The organism is Flavipsychrobacter stenotrophus, assembly GCF_002954265.1.
Lineage (GTDB): Bacteria > Bacteroidota > Bacteroidia > Chitinophagales > Chitinophagaceae > Flavipsychrobacter > Flavipsychrobacter stenotrophus.
Window position 1 is genome coordinate 587589 of record NZ_PPSL01000001.1, and the last position, 20328, is coordinate 607916.

At 42.6% G+C, this 20328-nt stretch carries 15 protein-coding genes and 1 pseudogene; 5 read left to right on the forward strand and 11 right to left on the reverse strand.

The window, feature by feature from the left end; translation table 11 throughout:
* Positions 1-125 precede the first annotated feature (125 nt).
* Genes CJD36_RS02665 through CJD36_RS02675 form a run of 3 tightly spaced genes read left to right on the forward strand, consistent with a single transcriptional unit; the run spans position 126 to position 7358 of the window.
* Positions 126-3431 (forward strand): tetratricopeptide repeat protein, encoded by a 3306-nt coding sequence (locus CJD36_RS02665; protein ID WP_105037549.1) that lies wholly within the window; start codon positions 126-128, stop codon positions 3429-3431.
* Positions 3428-5386: a transglutaminase domain-containing protein gene (locus CJD36_RS02670; protein ID WP_105037550.1), complete on the forward strand. Its 1959-nt coding sequence runs from the start codon at positions 3428-3430 to the stop codon at positions 5384-5386. The genes CJD36_RS02665 and CJD36_RS02670 overlap by 4 nt, the downstream gene beginning before the upstream one ends.
* 10 nt (positions 5387-5396) lie before the next feature.
* The gene (locus CJD36_RS02675) at positions 5397-7358 is read left to right on the forward strand and encodes a DUF3857 domain-containing protein (RefSeq protein WP_105037551.1); all 1962 of its coding nucleotides are present in this window, start codon (positions 5397-5399) and stop codon (positions 7356-7358) included.
* Positions 7359-7389: 31 nt separating this feature from the next.
* Here CJD36_RS02675 and CJD36_RS02680 read toward each other — a convergent pair whose 3' ends face one another.
* Entirely contained in the window at positions 7390-8085 is a 696-nt protein-coding gene (locus CJD36_RS02680) for a hypothetical protein (protein ID WP_133162463.1), read from the reverse strand.
* Between the two features lie 820 nt (positions 8086-8905).
* Here CJD36_RS02680 and CJD36_RS02685 point away from each other — a divergent pair.
* A complete protein-coding gene (locus CJD36_RS02685) occupies positions 8906-9874 on the forward strand; it encodes a ribonucleoside-diphosphate reductase small subunit (RefSeq protein ID WP_105037553.1) in 969 nt (322 codons plus the stop codon).
* A gap of 269 nt (positions 9875-10143) precedes the next feature.
* Positions 10144-12543, forward strand: coding sequence for a ribonucleoside-diphosphate reductase subunit alpha (locus CJD36_RS02690; protein WP_105038045.1), 2400 nt, complete (start codon positions 10144-10146; stop codon positions 12541-12543).
* A gap of 211 nt (positions 12544-12754) precedes the next feature.
* Here CJD36_RS02690 and CJD36_RS23435 read toward each other — a convergent pair.
* The 10 genes and pseudogenes from CJD36_RS23435 to CJD36_RS02740 form a co-directional block, all read right to left on the reverse strand.
* Positions 12755-13054, reverse strand: a pseudogene (locus CJD36_RS23435) (transposase); the annotation flags it as partial.
* A 21-nt stretch (positions 13055-13075) separates the two neighbouring features.
* Positions 13076-13207: a transposase gene (locus CJD36_RS23440; protein ID WP_205685544.1), complete on the reverse strand. Its 132-nt coding sequence runs from the start codon at positions 13205-13207 to the stop codon at positions 13076-13078.
* 189 nt (positions 13208-13396) lie between these two features.
* Complete coding sequence (locus tag CJD36_RS02700) at positions 13397-14560, reverse strand: amidohydrolase family protein (protein WP_105037554.1); 1164 nt, start codon at positions 14558-14560, stop codon at positions 13397-13399.
* Positions 14561-14855: 295 nt separating this feature from the next.
* The gene (locus tag CJD36_RS02705; protein ID WP_105037555.1) at positions 14856-15863 is read right to left on the reverse strand and encodes a fatty acid desaturase family protein; all 1008 of its coding nucleotides are present in this window, start codon (positions 15861-15863) and stop codon (positions 14856-14858) included.
* 262 nt (positions 15864-16125) lie between these two features.
* The gene (locus tag CJD36_RS02710; RefSeq protein ID WP_105037556.1) at positions 16126-16914 is read right to left on the reverse strand and encodes an energy transducer TonB; all 789 of its coding nucleotides are present in this window, start codon (positions 16912-16914) and stop codon (positions 16126-16128) included.
* 97 nt (positions 16915-17011) lie between these two features.
* Positions 17012-17605 (reverse strand): ExbD/TolR family protein, encoded by a 594-nt coding sequence (locus tag CJD36_RS02715; protein WP_105037557.1) that lies wholly within the window; start codon positions 17603-17605, stop codon positions 17012-17014.
* A gap of 47 nt (positions 17606-17652) precedes the next feature.
* Positions 17653-18321: an ExbD/TolR family protein gene (locus CJD36_RS02720; protein ID WP_105037558.1), complete on the reverse strand. Its 669-nt coding sequence runs from the start codon at positions 18319-18321 to the stop codon at positions 17653-17655.
* 85 nt (positions 18322-18406) lie between these two features.
* Positions 18407-19258 (reverse strand): MotA/TolQ/ExbB proton channel family protein, encoded by an 852-nt coding sequence (locus CJD36_RS02725; RefSeq protein ID WP_105037559.1) that lies wholly within the window; start codon positions 19256-19258, stop codon positions 18407-18409.
* Between the two features lie 339 nt (positions 19259-19597).
* Positions 19598-19969: a helix-turn-helix transcriptional regulator gene (locus CJD36_RS02735; protein ID WP_161499182.1), complete on the reverse strand. Its 372-nt coding sequence runs from the start codon at positions 19967-19969 to the stop codon at positions 19598-19600.
* Positions 19962-20324, reverse strand: a complete 363-nt coding sequence (locus CJD36_RS02740; protein WP_105037562.1) for a response regulator — start codon at positions 20322-20324, stop codon at positions 19962-19964. Before CJD36_RS02740 ends, CJD36_RS02735 begins: the two co-directional genes overlap by 8 nt.
* Positions 20325-20328: the final 4 nt, after the last annotated feature.

The following is a 20328-nucleotide window of genomic DNA, read 5'->3' on the forward strand; positions in this document are numbered from 1 at the left end:
AAGTTTTGAGTGATGTTTTATGTGAATGGCTATCATTTTTTATTTTAGTACACATATGCAGCACATATTTTATCCATTATCTTTGATAATCAGTTATTCTAACCACAAAACCGAGTGACGTTACTATGCGTAGGATCCTATTACTCTTTGTTGCCGCTCTTTCCATATTTTCTTTCGCTGCAAAAAGCCAGACCAGATTCGAAGACTCTCACGATGTATTGTTGAAGGGAGTGGATATGTTGGGCAAAGAAGAATATAAAAGAGCCATTGACATATTCCGAACGGTGCATGAATGCGATACCAACTATGCATTGGCCACTTATGAAACTATTTTATCGCTGATCGCTGATAGTCAATTTGTAGCTGCCAAAAACCTTGCGGCAACGGCAGTAGGCATGCGATACGGCAATAGGCGAGATGCTATGATAACGCTTGCCGGTTGCTACGACCGCCTGAAAATGCGAGACAGTGCTATAATGATCTATGATCAACTCATGGTCACGTATCCGCAGGATCATCAACCCTATTATGAAAAGGGTGTTGTGTATTTTAATATGAAGGATTATGACAAGGCGGCTTACTATTTTCAACGGGCTTTGGTCATTAATCCATATCATTTCAGGTCGCATTACATGCTGGGCACCACATACACATTGCAAGGCAGGCTCACCGAGGCTATAATGGCGTGCGAAACCGCATTGCTGGTAACTAAAAATGCAGACTGGGCGCGGCAGGCTATTTCTGTTATTTCGGCTATTGCTGAGCAGACCGACAGTGTGCAAAAGGCCTACAAGGGTAGGAAGGAAAAATACAACAATCCTTCGTTTGACGAGATAGACCAGATCATTAATGCCAAACTGGCTATCGGGTCCTCGTATAAGTTGAAGATAGCACTGAATGATAACATATTCCGGCAGTCGCAAGCGATGATGGAGAAGCTGCAGTTTGATGCCGGAGATACAAGTTTCGCCATGCAATATTATGTGCCTATTTTTTCGTCTGCCTTTAAAGATGATATGTTTGAAGGGTTTATGTTACTGGTATTCTCAGACTTTAAACTGTCGACAATAGATGCACTGGCCAAGCGACGCGCAAACGACATATTGGAGGCAAAGAAGGAGGTCTTCCCTGTATTGAATAAGATACAATCGACCAGAGCATTGAATTTCAATAAGCGCAAAGACGCCAGAGAACTTTATCACTATGCACCTGAAAGTGAGGTATTGCTGGTTGGCGAAACATTGATGAAAGGTAAAGATGCATCAATGAAAGGCCCGGTGACTGTCTACCGGTACGACCAGACTTTATTGGCGGTTGGTCAGTATAACGACAATGGTGAGAAGGAAGGGCTGTGGAAGTACTATTTTAAATCGGGCAGCCTGATGAAGGAAATAACCTACAGGAAGAACACTACAGTAGATACGCTTAAGGAATATTACATTAATGGATACCTCAGCAAGGTTACAGTGATGGATGATAAGGGAAAGATACTACAGGAAGAAAGTTATAATTATAAAGGTTGGAGAAATTTACTTGTAAAAAAGTTAAATGAAAAAGAAACGGAGGAGAGCACGTTCACTCAATCGGGAACAAAAGAAGTGACCGCCTATTTTAGCAACAAGAAAATAAAGGATGGTGAGTACACGTTCTACTTTGATAATGGTAAACCCGATAAAGTAGTAAATTTTAAAGATGGCAACTATAGCGGTCCGTATAAGCAGTATTATGAAAATGGACAACTAAAGGAGTCATATGCATTCGAAAACGGAAAGGCTGAAGGTTCATACATCGTGTATTACGAAAATGGCAAAATAAGCAAGAAGGCCACCTTTCGTAGTGGGAAGTATGATGGTCTGTACGAAACGTTTTTTGATAATGGAAAGCCTGATGAAGTTTGCACGTATGAAAGAAGTAAGAAGAATGGAACAGATAAGCGCTATAGTATAAACGGCAAGCTGTACGCAGAATTTGAGTATGATGATGACATTCCAACTTCCATAAAATACTATAATGCTGAAGGTGTTGTAGTTTACGAAAAGGCGGCAAGGAAAGGCATTTATGAGTATACTTCCTATTTCCCTAACGGCAACAAATACGCCGATTATCAATTGGATAGAGAAGGGTATATAGCGGGCGAAACTATTTTTTACGCTGTGACCGGAGCAAAGGGTAGCGTGATAAGTTACAGTAAAGGGAACAAGCAAGGAAAGGCAACAACATACTATAAGAGTGGTACAGTAAAATCGGAAATGAATTATAAAGATGATCTGCTGGAGGGGTATTACAAGTATTATTTCGACAATGGCATAACGCAAAACGAAGGATGGTATAAAGATGGCAAGAAGCAGGGCCTTTGGAAATACTATTATGTGAATGGCAAGCTACAAAGCGAGCGCTACTATATGAATGATTACTGGAATGGCTATGTAAAAGAATATAACAAGAACGGTGAGCTACAGTATAAATATATGTACGACTATAATATGCTTACTGCCGCCGCAGTATTTGATAGTTTGCACCAACGCGTAGATAGTGTGGTGTTCCCGATAGGGAGAGGCGGCAGGTACTCATTGCCAAATAAAAATGGCAAACGGTTTACAGAAGCTGAGGGGCAGATGATATACGGTGACCTAACCGGCCCGCTGACCATTAAATACATGAATGGTTATACAAGGGAAAAAATCTATTATCGCAACGGTAACAGAGATAGTACTAACACTGTTTACTATCCTGATGGTAAGGTGGAAAGTGTAGCACCCTATAAGAACGGATTCATAACCGGGAAATTTTTGCATTATGATGAGATAGGGTCATTGACATCTGAAACCGATTTTGCAAAAGGAGATTGGGATGGTAAACATACCAGCTATGCTTGTGGCAGACTGTATGTATCGGGGAATTATAAAGAAGGTGACCGCGACGGCGAGACATTCTATTATGGCGAAAATGGCAGGATAGCCTGTGTTTTGTATTACGAAAGCGGAACGGTTGTAGGGTATAGTCATGAAGGTAAGGATGGCCAATTGCTGCCGATGATACCGGTGAAGAACGGGACCGTGAATATTAAAGCTGTATATAGTAATGGTGCAAAATCTGCAGAAATGAAGCTTGATCAGAACAGATTTGATGGTGCATGTAAGATCTATTATAGCAATGGCAACGTATCTGAAGAGAGAAATTACAAGTTGGGTAATCTTGATGGTAGGTTTAGCAGGTATACTTTTGAAGGTAAGTTGATAAATGAACTGGAATACAAGGACAATGAAGAAATGGGGCCGGAGAAAATCTACGACAAGGATGGTGTACTGGTCATCAGCAGAAATTATTACCTGGGCACGCCGCATGGACTGACCATTGTGAATGACCCTTCTACTCACAAGACAACGAAATATACCTACCACTACGGAGAATTAATAAAGGTAACAGAATGATAAAAGAGAAAGGAAGGCCCAATAGACTATTGAAATATTCTTTGCTTGCTATGTTGAGCATAGTTGCCATTACCGCAAATGCACAGGAAGGCTATGAGGCAATAATAGAAAAATACAAAACAGAGAACGCTGTCATTACCAATAATACAGAGCACCTTACTATTAAAAATGAAGGAGGCGAACTGGTGGCGGTAAGTGATATTACGCACGAAAAGCTGTTGATCAGCGAAATGTCTCCGGGGCTGTATAACAAAGAATATATCTTTCATAGCTACTTCAATAAGCTGCAGCAATTTGATGCTGAGGCACTGATACCAACAGATAAGGGCTATAAGAAAAAGAAAGATTACCTGGACAAGACAACAACATCTGAACAGGAGAATATTTTTTATGACGATGCCAAACAGACCGAAATTTCCTTTAGTGGGTTAACGAAAAACTCAGTGCTGAAAACATCTTACACTATCAGTCATACCGATATTCATATGCTGCCTGTGTTCTATTTCCAGGAGAGTATACCCGCTGTCAAACAGGTATTTGAGATAACCGCACCGAAATATGTACAGTTCAAATTTGTGCTGAAGGGTGATCATACTGACTGGATAAAGCAAACCCGCGAGGAGAGCAAGAATACGATAATATATAGATTTACAGCTGAAAATGTTCCTGCACTTAAAGAGCTCAGTGATTTGCCATCTGTCAGTTATTACATGCCTCATGTAATACCTTTTATAACTTCCTACCAGTTGCCGCATGATGATCAACCAACGCAAATGTTGAGTGATCCTTCTCAGCTGTATGCGTACTACTATCACTATATAAAAAACGTGAACGTAACCAAAGATGACCTTCTCAGCAAGACAGCACAGGAAGTAACTAAGGGTGACAAAACTGATAGAGAGAAAGCAGCCCACATATACCAGTGGGTGCAGCGGAACATGCACTACATAGCATTTGAAGACAGCCTGGGTGGGTATGTGCCCCGGCAGGCAGCAGACATATGTAAGCGTAAATTTGGTGACTGCAAAGACATGGCAAGCATCCTTACCGCTATGTGCCGGGAAGTGGGCCTTAAGGCTTACTTTACCTGGATAGGCACCAGACATAAGCCTTATACCTATGATGAGACACCACTGCCGCTGGTAGATAATCACATGATCTGTGCATTGAAACTGGGCGAGCAATGGTTGTTTATGGATGGAACTGATCCTCTGATCCCATTCGGGTACAATCCATCGGGCATACAAGGTAAGGAAGCTATGATAGCTATAGATGAAAAGACTTTTAAGATCATCAAAGTGCCGGAAACACCTGCCGCAGTAAACGCTGTATCAGACAGTACTTATCTTCATCTTGATGGCAAGAATGTATCTGGTTCTGTGAGAATGGGGTACAAAGGGTATCCGGCGTGGAATCTTGAAAATACAATGGTCTATTATAAGAATGAAGACAGAGATAAATATGTGAGAGCAATAACCAGTCGCGGGTCTAATAAGTTCGTGCAGAAGAGTTACAAATACTATCAGAACGACAAGGACGAAAAGGAAGCCAGCCTGGGCCTTGAGTTTACAATAGATAATTACGTGCAGAATGCAGGTAAGGAGTATTACATCAACATGAACCTGAACCGAAATTTTGAAGATGACTATGTAGATGCCAAAGACAGGAATGTAGGTGTTTCTTACAAATTCAAAACAAAGGTGCAGGAGGTGGTAGTGTTGGATATACCGAAAGGATTTACCGCAACCTATGTACCGCCCGATGCGACTAACTCGCTGGACGATATGTGGAACTATAAGCTCTCTTATAAATTAGTGCCGGGTCAGGTTATCCTTACCAAAGACTATGAGCTCAAAACCCTTATACTACCTGTAGATAAATTCTCAGCCAATAATAAAATGGTTGAAGAATTGAAAAAACAATACAAAGAATCAATAGTACTTACTGCCAACTAGAATAAATCATATGAAAAAAATTGCCGCCGGCGTTATCTGTGTATTAGCCGCTACAACCCATATAAATGCGCAGACCTCAATTTCAGATGACTGGGATGCTAAACCGGTAATGCATACTATTGATTCCGCATTCGCAAAGGCTGAAGCTGTTATCATAGATCAAGACATAAAACTGGAGTATAAAGAAATTGAAAAGAAAGGGTATACCTACCGTAAGCTGCACAGGTTGGTAAAGGTGCTGGACGAGAAGGGTATAGAGAGCTTTAATAAAATGAATTTTCCTACCGTAGAAGGGATCGAGATCATTACCCTTAAAGCGCGGACTATCCTCCCCGATGGAAAAGTATTTGAAGTGACGAAAGACAAGATGAAGACGTCAAAGAATGATAACGGGTCGTCAGAATTGGTGTTCGCTATGGAGGGGGTGGAGAAGAATGCGGAAATAGAGTTGCTTTACGAGTACAGAAAACCTGTAGCCTTATTTGGCATAGAAACCTACCAATACTCAATGCCCGTAATGCATGCCGGCTTTATGCTGATCAGCCCCAAACGGCTGGTATATGAGGGCAGGGGCTACAATGGGTTCCCTGATACCCACGATTCTGTAACAGATGACACGAGATATGTGATTGCTAATAAAAATCATATTCCACCTCTTCAGAACGAGGTATACAGTTTTTATGATGCCAATAGAATGAGGGTTGACTATAAGATCAGTTACCTGCCCGAAGAGAAGATGGGCGTGCGCATGTTTACCTGGCAAGACCTGGTGAAACGAATTTATGATGCCACTTACCAGGTAGTTGACAAGGAAACAAAAGCGGTTACTAAATATCTGGAAACACTGGGTGTAAACGAAAGTGATCCTGAGGCGGATAAAATAAAAAAGATAGAGAACGGTATCAAGAATAATATTACGCTTTACAAAGAGATCGCCGATGCCAATTCATGGCGGATCGACAATATCATCAATAAGAAATCGGCTACCGAAACCGGCATCAACCGGCTATTTGCCGCATGTTTTTTGCAGGCAGGTGTAACTGCAGAAATAGGTATAACATCAGACCGTACACAAGCGCAGTTCGATAATAATTTCGAGAACTGGAACCAGATGGAGAATTATGTATTCTATTTCCCTAAACAAGGGAAATTCCTATATCCCACCGGCACCTACTATCGGTATCCGTTTGTACCTGCATCTATGCTCACCAATAAGGGTTTATTCTGTAAGTTGATGAAGTTGGGTGATATCTCTAATGCGATAGCAGATGTAAGGCCCATAGTGCCTATGAATTATGCAGATAGCAAAAGCAATATTGACGCTACGATTTCTTTCAATAATGAAATGGAAGCTAAGACAGATATTGTTTATTCGTTCGCTGGCTATTCTGCTTTCGGCTTGCGGGAAGCAGCTGTATTATTGCCTAAGGATAAGATAAAAGAGCTGGTGCAGAGCGTGGTGGGTATTGCAGATGGTAAACCCGAAAACATATTGACCTATTCACTTGCCAATGAGGCATTTGAGAACTATACCACAGGTGTGCCAATGCGGGTAGTCGCTACTGTTAACACGCCGCAGCTGGTAGAAAAGGCAGGGCCGAAGTATATTCTTAAGATAGGTGATGTTATAGGCCGGCAGGAAGAGTTGTATCAAAATACAGAGCGTAAGCTGCCAATGGATATCTCTTATCCGCACTCTTTGAATCGGACTATTACCGTGGTTATTCCTGCTGGTTATAAAGTATTGAACCCGGAGACGATCAACATCAATGCTGATTTTAAGAATAGCGAAGGGGTTGCTACTGCTGGTTTTCATTCGTCATACGCTATAGACGGTAATAAGCTCACGGTAACCATTACAGAGTTCTACAGTCAGCTACATTATGAAGTTACAGATTACGAAGCCTATCGCAAAGTGATCAATGCGTCTGCCGATTTCAATAAAGTGAATTTGTTGTTGTCTAATAAGTAGAAGGCAAAAAACAAAACCTCCTATTCATTGCTTAGCTGTCACTTTTGTTCAGCATAATTTCTATCTTTTGATTAACATTTTTTACCGTAAAGTAAATGTATACGTTCTGGTCATCGTTATATTGAAACTCTGCACTGTAGTCTACATATTTACTAGCCTGGTCTGTAACGGTAACGCTGGTTATTCGGGGGGCCTTGTTGCGCAGGAATATCGCACACGCTTCCCTATACAATTTGGGATATTTCTTTTCGTAGTCAACATTACCTAATCTTACCGTTTCCCATAGTCCTTTAGCTGAGTATTGGGCCGCCCCGGTAATGTAAATAGGTTTTGTAGCGTCAGTATGGCTGATGTCGCTCTCATTAAAGCCATATTGTTTAAGGGAATCTATATCTTCCTTACTGACCTGGAAACAATACAGCGTCTGTATCTCAGACTGAAAGGCGATCTTCTTGTCTCTTTCAATGATGCCGACTATGATACCTGCACATATACTGTTCACATTAACCTTGTTATATAGGATCAATGCCTTGTATGTTATTGAATCAATGTTGTAGGTCAACCCCTCTATTGTTGCTTCATTTCTACGGATAGTATTTGGTTGGCTCCCGGTGTCAGATGCATTTATTTCATTGTTGGGTGGGGTATAGACAATTGGGGTTTCTTCGTCCGAACAACCGGAAAACAATATGATGGAGCAAGCTAATAACGCAAAAATCTTGTACATAAATATTAAATGATTATTGTTGATATACACTCACCGTTACCAGGTAAATCAAATCTGAAGCTACGTTTCAAAGTTAATGGATAATAAAACGAATTTTCACTGCTATTTCATGTAGGAACTCATTTTTAACGGTTATTTTATAATCATTTTCGTGTTTTCGCAACCACATTCCTGCCGTTCATTAACTTTTTCGACCGTTTGTAAACAATTTAACGTTAGCACCATATGGTTTAGCTAATCTTGTATCGGATTCTGATTTTATTTACGACGGTTAAAATTTACGGTTATGAAGTATGTAACTATTACATTGTCGGTGTTTTTATTGATATTTTATATTGTGGTGTTTGCGGCTCTTTTTTACTTCATTTTAAAGTCGGCATAGTGTGTTTTGGCGCTGTTTTCAGGTGAAAATAACAGGTGTTTTCCGGTAAATTTTTGAGCCCATTTGAACCTCATAGAACTAATTGTCGGGTTGGGCAAATAGCATTTAGTTATACAGTTATTAACATCGTTTATGGAAAGTTGTTAATAAGGCTGAAATTAATTTAAAAGATTGATTATCAATATTTTATTATAGTAGGTAATTTATCTTTGTTTGCTCCTGTTTTCATTTTCGGAGTAGCCAAATCTATGTGCTTTGGGTTATGCACAGGCTGTTAAAAACTAAAAATATTTCCTTTCAATTCTCAGATTACATTTGCTAAGGTCGTTAAAAAACAGGGCATCGTTCTTTAATGGTCCTATCCTGCTGTTTGTGCTTATGGTTTTCGCCGTGTACATGCTGCTAACGATAGAAAGGGCTTAAAAAATGTAGTTGGTTATGAATGAAAATGAAGTACTGTTAAGAGAGAACAAAGACAGGTTTGTGATATTGCCTATTAACTATCCCAAAATATGGGAGATGTATAAGAAGCATGAAGCTAGTTTCTGGACTGCCGAGGAAATAGACCTCAGCGGCGATATGAAAGACTGGAACAACCTGAATGATGGTGAACGTCACTTTGTATCTCACGTACTTGCATTTTTTGCCGCCAGCGATGGTATAGTCAATGAGAACCTGGCTGTTAACTTCATGAGTGAAGTACAGCTGCCGGAAGCAAGGTGTTTCTATGGTTTCCAGATAATGATGGAAAACATTCACTCCGAAACTTATGCCTTGCTCATCGACACTTACATCAAAGACATTTACGAAAAAGATCGCTTGTTCCATGCTATGGAAACGGTACCTGCCGTAAAGAAGAAAGCTGAATGGGCACTTCGCTGGATAGAGCAGGGCACGTTCGCTGAGCGTCTTGTTGCCTTCGCAGCTATTGAAGGCATCTTCTTCAGCGGTAGCTTCTGCTCTATCTTCTGGTTGAAGAAAAGAGGATTGCTCCCCGGCCTTACTTTCAGCAATGAGTTAATAAGCCGCGATGAGGGTATGCACTGCGAGTTTGCTTGTCTCTTGTATGGTATGCTCAATGAAAAGCTGAGCCACGAAGCAGTAGCAGCAATAATCGGTGACGCAGTAGAAATCGAAAAAGAATTTATCTCAGAAGCATTGCCGGTAGACCTTATAGGGATGAACGCCAAGCTGATGAAACAATACATAGAGTTTGTGGCAGACAGGTGGTTGGGCGAACTGGGTTATCCTAAAATGTTCAACGCTACAAATCCTTTCGACTTCATGGAAATGATCTCATTGCAGGGTAAGACCAACTTCTTCGAAAAGAGAGTAGGCGATTACCAGAAAGCCGGGGTATTGGGCAGCAAAGACGATCAGACCTTTTCAATGGACGAAGACTTTTAATTAAGGCAAAAGTTAAAAGTGAAAACCCAAAAGTGTGTTATTAAGCGGAAACACTTCGACAACACAAGGGCCTGAAGGGACCAACAATGTTAGCCAAGGGTTTTAACCCTTGGAACAAAAAAAGAAACGCCCTGAAAGGGCGAAACACGACAGCCGGGGGTGTAGCCCCCGGAACAAAAGACCCCAAATGAGCAAGCCCTGTAAGGGCGAAACAATTTTGGAATAACACCACAAAACAAGCATCGTAAAATACTTAAAATATAATGAATATGTACGTTATTAAAAGAAACGGCCGGCAAGAGAGTGTGAAGTTTGACAAGATAACCGCACGTATAGAAAAACTGTCTTATAGCCTCAGCCCTTTCATCAACGTTATTGACGTTGCCAAGAAGGTAATTGAAGGTATATACGCCGGTGTACCTACTACCGAACTGGACAATCTTGCCGCGGAAACCGCTGCTTCTTTGACCACCAAGCACCCCGACTACGCCATCTTAGCGAGCAGGATTGCAGTGAGTAACCTGCATAAGAATACCACCAAGTCGTTCTCCGATACTATGCGCAAGCTGCATACGTACACAGATCCTACCAATGGCAAGGTATTGCCAATGATAGCAGATGACGTAATGGAGATAATTGAAGCTAATGCAGAAATACTGGATAGCTCTATCATCTACGATCGCGACTTCGGTTTTGATTATTTCGGTTTCAAAACACTGGAAAAATCTTACCTGCTGAAGATAGACGGTGTGGTAGCTGAGCGCCCGCAGCATATGTATATGCGTGTGGCTATAGGCATTCATAAAAGCGATATTGACAGCGCCATCAAGACGTACAACCTGATGAGTGAGCGTTGGTTCACACATGCTACACCTACCTTGTTCAATGCTGGGACACCTAAGCCGCAGATGTCATCTTGCTTCCTGCTGGCTATGAAGGACGACAGCATTGATGGTATCTACGATACACTGAAGCAGACTGCAAAGATATCGCAGAGCGCAGGTGGTATAGGTTTGTCTGTGCACAACGTACGTGCTACCGGGAGCTACATAGGTGGCACAAATGGTACCAGCAATGGCCTTGTTCCTATGCTTCGTGTATTCAACGATACTGCACGTTATGTAGATCAGGGTGGTGGAAAGCGCAAAGGCGCATTCGCAATATACCTGGAGCCATGGCATGCTGATGTATTCGACTTCCTGGATCTGCGTAAGAACCATGGTAAGGAAGAAGCACGTGCACGTGACCTGTTTTACGCATTGTGGATCCCGGATCTGTTTATGAAGAGGGTAGAGGAGAATGGCGATTGGAGCCTGTTCTGCCCTAACGAAGCACCTGACTTGTTTGAAGTGCATAGCGACGAGTTTGTAGCCCTCTATGAGCGTTACGAAAAAGAAGGCCGCGCACGCAAAACCATCAAGGCGCAGGATCTGTGGTTTGCAATAGTAGAAAGCCAGATAGAAACGGGTACGCCATACCTGCTCTATAAAGATGCCGCTAACAGCAAGAGCAATCAGCAGAACCTGGGTACTATAAAGAGCAGTAACCTGTGTACAGAGATAATGGAGTATACCAGCCCCGATGAGGTAGCTGTGTGTAACCTGGCTTCTATAGCATTGCCACGCTTTGTGATAGACAACAAGTTCGACTTCGACAAACTGTATGAAGTTACCTACCAGGCTGCCATAAACCTGAACAAGATCATTGACAATAACTACTACCCGGTAGTAGAGGCAGAACGCAGCAACATGCGCCACCGCCCTATAGGATTGGGTGTGCAGGGCCTTGCCGATGCATTTATACTGCTGCGCTTACCATTTGAAAGTGAGCTGGCCAAGACACTGAACAAGAACATATTTGAGACCATCTACTTTGCTGCTATGACCGCTAGTAAAGACCTCGCTAAGAGAGATGGTCACTACGAAACATTCCCTGGCTCACCACTGTCAAAGGGTATCTTCCAGTTCGATATGTGGAAGGTGCAGCCAAGTAACCGCTACGATTGGGATACACTGCGTGCCGAAGTAATGGAGCATGGTACCCGCAACTCTCTGCTGGTAGCGCCAATGCCTACAGCATCTACATCGCAGATATTGGGCAACAATGAGTGCTTTGAGCCATACACAAGCAACATCTACACCCGCCGCGTACTGAGCGGTGAGTTTGTGATAGTGAACAAGCACCTGCTGAAAGACCTGGTAAACCTGGGCCTGTGGACCAACGATATGAAGAACAAGATCATTACTGCTAATGGTTCTGTACAACATATAGAAGAGGTACCTGCCGATATTAAGGAACTGTACAAAACAGTATGGGAAATAAAGCAGCGCAGCCTTATAGATATGTCGGCCGACCGTGGCGCGTATATCTGCCAGAGCCAGTCGCTCAACCTGTTTGTTGATGCACCTACTACAGCCAAGCTTACCTCTATGCACTTCTACGCATGGAAGAAAGGACTGAAGACAGGTATGTACTACCTGCGCACACAGGCAGCAGCACAGGCAGTACAGTTTACAGTAGAGAAACAAGGCAGCAACGACATGAGCCCGATGATACCCACCACCGGCGCCACCCCTGCTACCGAAAACGACCTGGACAGCATAGAAGCCGACATCATCAGCGGCCCCGTATGCACCATGGAAGAAGGCTGCATCACTTGTAGCGGCTAGAATCTGATTTTTTGAGTATACCCGAGAAGCAAGAAAGCCGACCTATTGGTCGGCTTTCTTAATGCACAGATATCGAAAGATTGATGGACACGAATAGTCCTGAAAGGGCGACATAAATAGCGAGGGGTTTCAACCCCTCGAACAATGTGCTCCACAACATTAGCCCTGTAAGGGCGACATAACGCGCTCATAAAACCAATATCACACATCACTAATCCCACACATACCGTTCATCATACACCACGTTATACTTCTTCAAAAACATTCGGTACTCATCCTGGAATGTTTTCGTTTTATGATGCTCGTGTTGATCCTCTATGTATTCAACCACTTTATCTACCTGCGATGGATTGACTGAAAACGCCCCATACCCATCCTGCCAATAAAAATTGCTTAATGTCTCATCCCGCGTCTTCATCCATTTAGAAGAGTTAGCTTTGATGTTCTTCACCAGATCCACCAACGTCACATTCTTCGACAACATGCACAAAACGTGTACATGATCTACATGCCCGCCAACCTTTACCGGATTTCAATCAATGTTCTTACAAACACCCGCTATGTATGTGTGTAACTCTGCCTCATGCGGCGGTTGTATCAACGCCTCCCTGTTCTTTGTGCTGAATATTATGTGGATATAATTATTGACTAATGATTGCCCCATGTATGAATTTTTATGTCGCCCTTACAGGGCTTTGTCCGTGTTGTGATTGCGCTCGAGGGGTTAAAACCCCTCGCTATTTATGCCGCCCTTTCAGGGCTGTTTGATCTATACAAACAATAATAAAAATTGCGTTACAAACATCCTCCTTTTCCTCCTATCCTGACCATCCTGATTCAGACAAACCACAACCTACCCAATCCTCACCACACCCGGCAACCCATCCCCATCAATGCCCGTCACCTGCACAATGCCCGGAGCCTTGCCCACTTCTATTGTGCCAACAATGTCGGCCATCTTCAATGCGCGTGCACCATTGCTGGTAGCCCATGTCAGCAGGGTTTCCCAGCCTATATGAGGGTATTGTTGGCGTATGCTATACAACTCAGACGTGATAGACAACTGATGATTAGACGCCAGACTATCAGTGCCTATGCACAGGTTATTGCTATGCTGCATCAGCAGGTCTATATCGGGCAGGCGGTTTTCTATGTACAGGTTGGCATTGGGGCACAAGCACCACGATACGTCCGCCGATCTGCAATCAGCATAGATAATATCTTCCTCGGTGGTGTAAGTGTTGTGTACAAATACAAATGGCCTACCCGGTGTCATCCACTCCAGGTAAGATTGTATGGAAGATAACCCGGTAGGGGAGAACAGGCTGTCATCAATACCCAACCCCTTCAGCAGTTCCCTTACATCACCTTCTTTGGTCCTGTAAAACTGGCCTTCAGCCTCGCTTTCCTGGTTATGTATCGCTATCAGTCCGCCCTCATTGTGTGCATCTATCAGCCTGAACAATGCCGATGATACAGAGTACGGAGCATGAGGTGTAATACTCTGCCTCAGCACCCTTGTTTTGCTTGCTTGTGCCGAAAAAGCCTCATAGGTCTTTACCGCAAACCCGAAAGACAGTTCCGCCCTTGCTTCAGTAAACCCTATTGATTCTATGAATGTATTAAAGTGCAGTTCATCCAGTCCGCGTATATCCAGCGTGTCGGTGGTATTGGCAATGTCACCTACAGCTACCACACCATTGTTCAGCAGTTCGTAGTATGCCTTATGCCTTGCCTCTTCCTTCTCTTCCTCGGTATGGTCGTTACGATGACTGGTTACATTTTGCAGGAAGGGTATCAATCCCGTATGCTCCGGTATCACGCCTTTCATGTGTGATAGTTCCAGGTGGCAATGCACATTCACAAACCCCGGGCAAAGTACACCTTCATAATGTACAGTATCGGCAGTCGGCTGGGGTAGTATAGCCTGTATAGTACCATTGTCAGCCATATCCAGGGTAGTACCTACAGGCATCCAGTTAGTACCATTATGTATTCGGGAAGCAGTAATGAACATTCAAGTCAAAAGTTAAAAGGGAGAACCTAACAATATTTACAGAAAATGAGCCAGCTTTACACACTCTCCTCCTTTTGAAGGAGGAGTACCTGGATGTTCCCTGCTCCTTCAGCAGGAACATCTGGGGGAGGTGGTTATTTCACAAACCCCGACATTAGCCCCCGCAAAGATAACCACAGAACACCCACCACCACAAACAAAAAATCCACAACCTCGGTTGTGGATTTCAAATAGTATTTTCTTCTCAAAAGTGAGATAATTGCATTATCTACTTTTAGGTTCTCACTTTTGACTTTTAACTTACTTCAGCATATAGCTCATCAAACCCTATCATCTTATCCTGTTCCGGATCCCATGCCTTCAACTTCAGGCAGGCAATGATCTCTGATGGAGTTAGTCTTGTAGTCTTGGCTTGCTGTAGCTCCGGTATCTTGGCCATAGCTTCCGGCAGACGGTAGAATGGTATCTTGGAGTTAAGGTGGTGAATATGGTGGAAACCAATGTTAGCCGTTACCCACTGCATAAACGGATTCATAGGCATATAGCTCGATGATTCCAGTGCGGCATTTACATAGTTCCAGTCTACATTATTTCTGAACCGTACACCGGGGAAATTATGTTGCGCATAAAACAGGTAAGAACCGAGCATATGCGAAATAAAGAACGGTATGAAGAAGGTAAGGAACCACGTTAACCAGCCAAAATGCACGAACAGGAATACTGCCAGAGATACATGCACTATCACTACGACCAGTGAATCCCAGTGCTTGCGGAAGTTGCTCATAAAGCTCTGTATGCACATACCATAAAGGAATGTAGTAAAGTAAGCCAGGAACATATTCAACGGATGACGCACTGCCAGGTAGTAAAATTTATCTTCTTTATTGGCCTCCATAAACTTCTGGCGGGTCATAATAGGGAAGGAGCCTATACTGGCACTATACAGCTTCGCATTATTGTTATGGTGATGGTCGTGCGATCTTTTCCATATGCTGGGCGGGGTGATCATATACACACCAAACAGCGTGAACAATACATTGGCAAAATAAGAATTACGCAGTATAGTGTGGTGCTGGTAATCGTGGAAAATGATGAAGACACGCGCCAGCATCAGGGCGCTGAATATGCTGCACAATATCCTGCCGTAGATAGGGGGTATGCCGCCTATTACCGGAAAGTATATGGTACCCAATAAAGATGCGATCAACAAACAAAAGGAGGTCAGCGTTGTGTACCAGCTTTTCCAGCGAATCTCTTTAGCAAATGGTTTCGTTGCTAAAATCAGTTCTTTGCCACTGAGCATTTTTGAGGTTTAGCTTATTTTATGGTTGAAATATATCAATAAAGATCGGGAGCAAAAATACATTCTTACCCGTAAGACAAAGATATGATTTCCTTGCTAAGGTTGGTGTATTGTGAATGTATAATATTTAATACTTTCTGTTAAATACCGTCATGTATATCAGGTCGATATAAAGGTGATAATAACCTTAAAAAACCTGTAAAATTCAAAAGCCGCTCCATATTATACGGGGCGGCTTTTGAATTTTTAACTTACAGATCTATTAATCGAGCTTGAATGCGATAGGCTGAGTATAATAAACCTTTACCGGCTTACCATTCTGCTTACCTGGTTTCCATTTTTTCATTGCCATGATAACGCGTTTTGCTTCCTCATCACAACCTGCGCCAATACCGCGAAGTATTTTCACATCCGAAATAGAACCATCTTCATTTACTACAAACTGAACGGCTACACGGCCCTGTACACCTGCTTCTCTCGCATTATCAGGATAACGGGTGTTTTCAGCCAGATATTTCTGAATATCGTAGTCTGGTGTGGGCATCTGCTCCACAAACTGATAAACCTGTGGTGGTGGCGGTGCTGCAACAACCCCGGTTCCAGATGGTGCCATACCCGGATCGATTCCGTTCGGATCACCCTTTTCGTCCTTAGGACCAGCTGCGGTGATCTCCTTCTGTGGCGGCGGAACTTCAGTTTCCTTTACTTCCTCATCTTTCTTAATTACAGGAGGAGTAAATTTCACCGTTGGCTTCACCGGTGGTGGTGGTGGCGGCGGTGGCGGTGGTGGCGGCTTCTTAGGGTCAATTGGCGGCGGATCGGCAAGCGTTACCTGCTTCATTATCGCAACAGGTTTCTTTTCGATCTTATTCAGCATGCTACTTACAACACCATAGCCTGCTGAGGCAACAGCCACTCCAACTAACACCAATAAAGACCTACCTATACGTTTAGTATAATTTTTGCGCAACTCGTACCCTCCGTACTGTTTATTACGGCCCTCATAAATGATATCGAGGTAGTCGCTGGTTAGAATTTTATTGATATCCATTATTAACTTTTTTTGGTTGTCCCGTCATCAGGCGGGAGTGTCCTTGTTTCTTAATGTCAAATACAGCGGGCTTCACAGTCTGCTGCAAAAAGCCGTATTACTTACCGCCGTTAGCTGCTACAGTCGCTGCTATATTTTCCAGTTCCACAGGAGAGATGTCAATGATAGCGTAAACCTTCACACCATTTATAGTCATTTCATCCAGTATGTTCACCAGGTCGCTGTAAGTACTTGTGCTATCCGGCTTTATAAGAATAGTAGCTTCGTCCTTCGCAGTAAGTGCCTGCTGGCGCTTCAGGTCATCAACCATTTTCTTCTTGTTGATGATCACATCGCGGATACCATCTTTCTGCTTGAACCCTGTTACCTTATATTCTGGTGGCTTATTCGGATCATCTCCTATGCCCTCATAATAATAAAGTCTGTGATTCTTGCTGAGTAGAATGGTAAGGGCAACACTGTTTTTGATCTTGTTCTTGTCCTCATCCTTCATCAGGGGATCCTTATACGGCATATTGATCTCCATTGTTTTAGGCTTGGCAAGCGTTGTTGTGAACATAAAGAATGTTATCAACAGAAAGCCAAGGTCCACCATTGGTGTAAGATCGATACGAGTACTTAGTTTTTTCGCCTTTTTGACGCCGGGGCCCTTTTTATGCCCCCCGCCGGACGAGGTATCTAATTCTGCCATATCAAATTATTTTGATCTTTAAAGTTAGTTTACGATAACAACCTTTGTTACTTGTCACCGTCTGCCCTTGGTGCATTAGCCTCTGCATAAGCAGCAGTGCCCGCAGGAATGGACTTCAGATTAGTAATAAGGTTGAACTTGAATATTTTTCCTGCTTCCAGTGTCTTGATGATCTTAGAAACATTAGGGTAAGAAGCGTCTCCATCTGCTTTGATACAGATACGGAGCATAGGATTGGTATTCCTTGCACTTTCTATCCATGAATCCAATTCATTTGTTGGCACATGTATAACCGAATCAACCGGTATACCTGGTGTAACCAGATCCATAGCTTTCTGCTGCTCGGGAGTAGAAGAAAGGTATTGTTTGATCTGTGACAATGGTACACCTACCGATGCACCAAGCGCGAATGACTTCTTTTCTGCTTCAGATAATTTCAACTGGCGTGCTGCGTCGATATCTTCTATCAGTGCTTTACGTTTCAGCTTATTATCAATAGCGAAGAATATCCTGCCCTTAGCATCAACAGTCAGCAACATGATATCTTTATCCGGAAGTGGAATAGACGAGATCGAAGATGGGGTTTTCACCACTACCGGTTCTTCGGGCTTGAACTTTGTTGCAAGCATAAAGAACGTAAGAAGCAAAAAGGCCACATCGCACATAGCCGTCATGTCTATGTTTGTACTTTTCCGTGGTATTTTAGCGTGAGGCATTATATATTATCTTCTAATGTTAAACAAATAAGACGCAGGATGTTTGAAAATCCACAACTCCCTTTTAAATATTTTTATTTAAAAATCATTTGTAGTTAGAAGCGAAGCTCTGAGTCAAAGTGAAACCACTTTCATCAATGCTGTATGTAATACCGTCGATCAAAGTTGTAAAGAAGTTATACGCGATGATAGCGAAGAATGAAGTACTGATACCTAATGCTGTATTGATCAAGGCTTCAGAGATACCATTTGCCAACGCACCTGCATCAGGAGCACCTGCCTGGCCCATTGCCTGGAATGAACGGATCATACCCAATACCGTACCGAACAGACCCAATAGGGTAGCGCAAGAAGATATTGTTGACAAGAACACAAGATTCTTTTCCAGCATCGGCAATTCCAATGAAGTTGCTTCTTCTATTTCTTTCTGGATACCTGCAAGCTTCTGGTCAGTATCAAGTTCACCCGCGTGAACCATTTCTTCATACTTAACCAATCCTGCACGCATTACATTACCAACAGATCCAGCCTGCTTGTCGCACTCAGCGATAGCTGCCTGTACATTCTTGTTAGCCAGGTGATACTGCACTTTACGTACAAACTCACCACCATCAATTTTGCCCTTAGCCTTAACAATGGTCAACGCGCGCTCTATAATAAAGCTGATCAGCGTGAGCAATGTTCCCATCAGAATAGGTACTACAAAACCACCCTGGTACATGGTGCCCATGATGTTTCCTGGTTTCGCCTTCTCTCTTGCTTCTCCATCCACAAAATTCGAAGGACTTCCTAAAACGAATTTCCAAATTACATAACCGGCGATAACACATGCCACAACTACTAACAGGTTAGTCAAAAAGTTGTTGGTGTTTTTTGGTTTGCCTGCGCGATTTCCTTGACTAGCTGGTTTTGGCGCTGCCGTTTTTACATCTGACATAATGCTGTTTTTTTTTGTTTTTAGTTCTGAAAATTGGTTAAAGAAAATTGATAAAAAAATTAGTGTGTCGTTGCAAAGATATAGGTCAAGTCGAAAAAAACAATTTTGGTCAAAAAATAATTTTCAACTGCTACATAAGTCTATGCTTAATTGGTCTAACTTACTGGAAATTACAATGTTTTACTCCTGTTCTTTACTACAAAATCGTGCCAAATGGTAACAAAAAATTAAAGAACAAGAAACTTCTGGAGAGCCGAAGAAAGAGATACTTCGTGGTGGTTATTTCAGAAACGAAAGGTAGAAATAATTATTGTCCCAAAAAGATCTGTTAGGATATTTTTAACAAAAAAGTTTGCATGGTGTAGTACTATTGCTTACAAGGTAAGGGGTTGGGTCCTTTTTATGCGTCGGCAGCTGTTCTCTCTTTTTCGACATGTCAAATCCCGCTTCATAAAGACATGCAAGTAACTCTTGCTTATTAGATACACTCAGTTTTTCATAAAGGTATTTCAGGTGAATGTTTATGGTGCATTCGCACACATTCAGTTCACCTGCTATTTGTTTTATGGCATAATGCCTGCATAGTAAATGCATTACTTCCAATTCTTTTTGCGAAAATATACATATACCATGTCTGCGTTTACGGCTTTTCAGCATGGTGTTCAGTTCCCTGCTAAGATCTTGCGGATAGCAGCTATAGCCATCATGCACTAATGCAAGGTTTTCTAAAAGTGTCTCCTTTTTGCTTGATAGGCTGGTATATCCTTGCGCGCCATAGTACATCATCAGCATAAGGGCCCACGGGACTTTGCAGCGATGTAAGTACTATAGTTTTCAACTGTGGCCAGCGGGTATTTATCTGCTGCATGGTGTTGTAGCCGTCTATCCCTTCAGGCCTGGCACCTATTATACACAAGTCGGGGAGGGTGGTGCTTTGCTGTAATTGTTGAATAAGGTCGTTGCCCGATGAGGAGCGAATGGCTATTTTGTAAATACCCGAGGCTTCTAAAAGCCCCGCAATGCCCGCAAGCGTAAGGGCTTGGCATGCCATAGCAATGATGGTCATAGTA

Excerpts from the sequence above, each read along its gene's own strand:
- CJD36_RS02665 (WP_105037549.1), top strand. The coding sequence starts at position 126 with ATGCGTAGGATCCTATTACTCTTTGTTGCCGCTCTTTCCATATTTTCT.
- CJD36_RS02670 (WP_105037550.1), top strand. The coding sequence starts at position 3,428 with ATGATAAAAGAGAAAGGAAGGCCCAATAGACTATTGAAATATTCTTTG.
- CJD36_RS02675 (WP_105037551.1), top strand. The coding sequence starts at position 5,397 with ATGAAAAAAATTGCCGCCGGCGTTATCTGTGTATTAGCCGCTACAACC.
- CJD36_RS02680 (WP_133162463.1), bottom strand. The coding sequence starts at position 8,085 with ATGTACAAGATTTTTGCGTTATTAGCTTGCTCCATCATATTGTTTTCC.
- CJD36_RS02685 (WP_105037553.1), top strand. The coding sequence starts at position 8,906 with ATGAATGAAAATGAAGTACTGTTAAGAGAGAACAAAGACAGGTTTGTG.
- CJD36_RS02690 (WP_105038045.1), top strand. The coding sequence starts at position 10,144 with ATGTACGTTATTAAAAGAAACGGCCGGCAAGAGAGTGTGAAGTTTGAC.
- CJD36_RS23440 (WP_205685544.1), bottom strand. The coding sequence starts at position 13,207 with ATGGGGCAATCATTAGTCAATAATTATATCCACATAATATTCAGCACA.
- CJD36_RS02700 (WP_105037554.1), bottom strand. The coding sequence starts at position 14,560 with ATGTTCATTACTGCTTCCCGAATACATAATGGTACTAACTGGATGCCT.
- CJD36_RS02705 (WP_105037555.1), bottom strand. The coding sequence starts at position 15,863 with ATGCTCAGTGGCAAAGAACTGATTTTAGCAACGAAACCATTTGCTAAA.
- CJD36_RS02710 (WP_105037556.1), bottom strand. The coding sequence starts at position 16,914 with ATGGATATCAATAAAATTCTAACCAGCGACTACCTCGATATCATTTAT.
- CJD36_RS02715 (WP_105037557.1), bottom strand. The coding sequence starts at position 17,605 with ATGGCAGAATTAGATACCTCGTCCGGCGGGGGGCATAAAAAGGGCCCC.
- CJD36_RS02720 (WP_105037558.1), bottom strand. The coding sequence starts at position 18,321 with ATGCCTCACGCTAAAATACCACGGAAAAGTACAAACATAGACATGACG.
- CJD36_RS02725 (WP_105037559.1), bottom strand. The coding sequence starts at position 19,258 with ATGTCAGATGTAAAAACGGCAGCGCCAAAACCAGCTAGTCAAGGAAAT.
- CJD36_RS02740 (WP_105037562.1), bottom strand. The coding sequence starts at position 20,324 with ATGACCATCATTGCTATGGCATGCCAAGCCCTTACGCTTGCGGGCATT.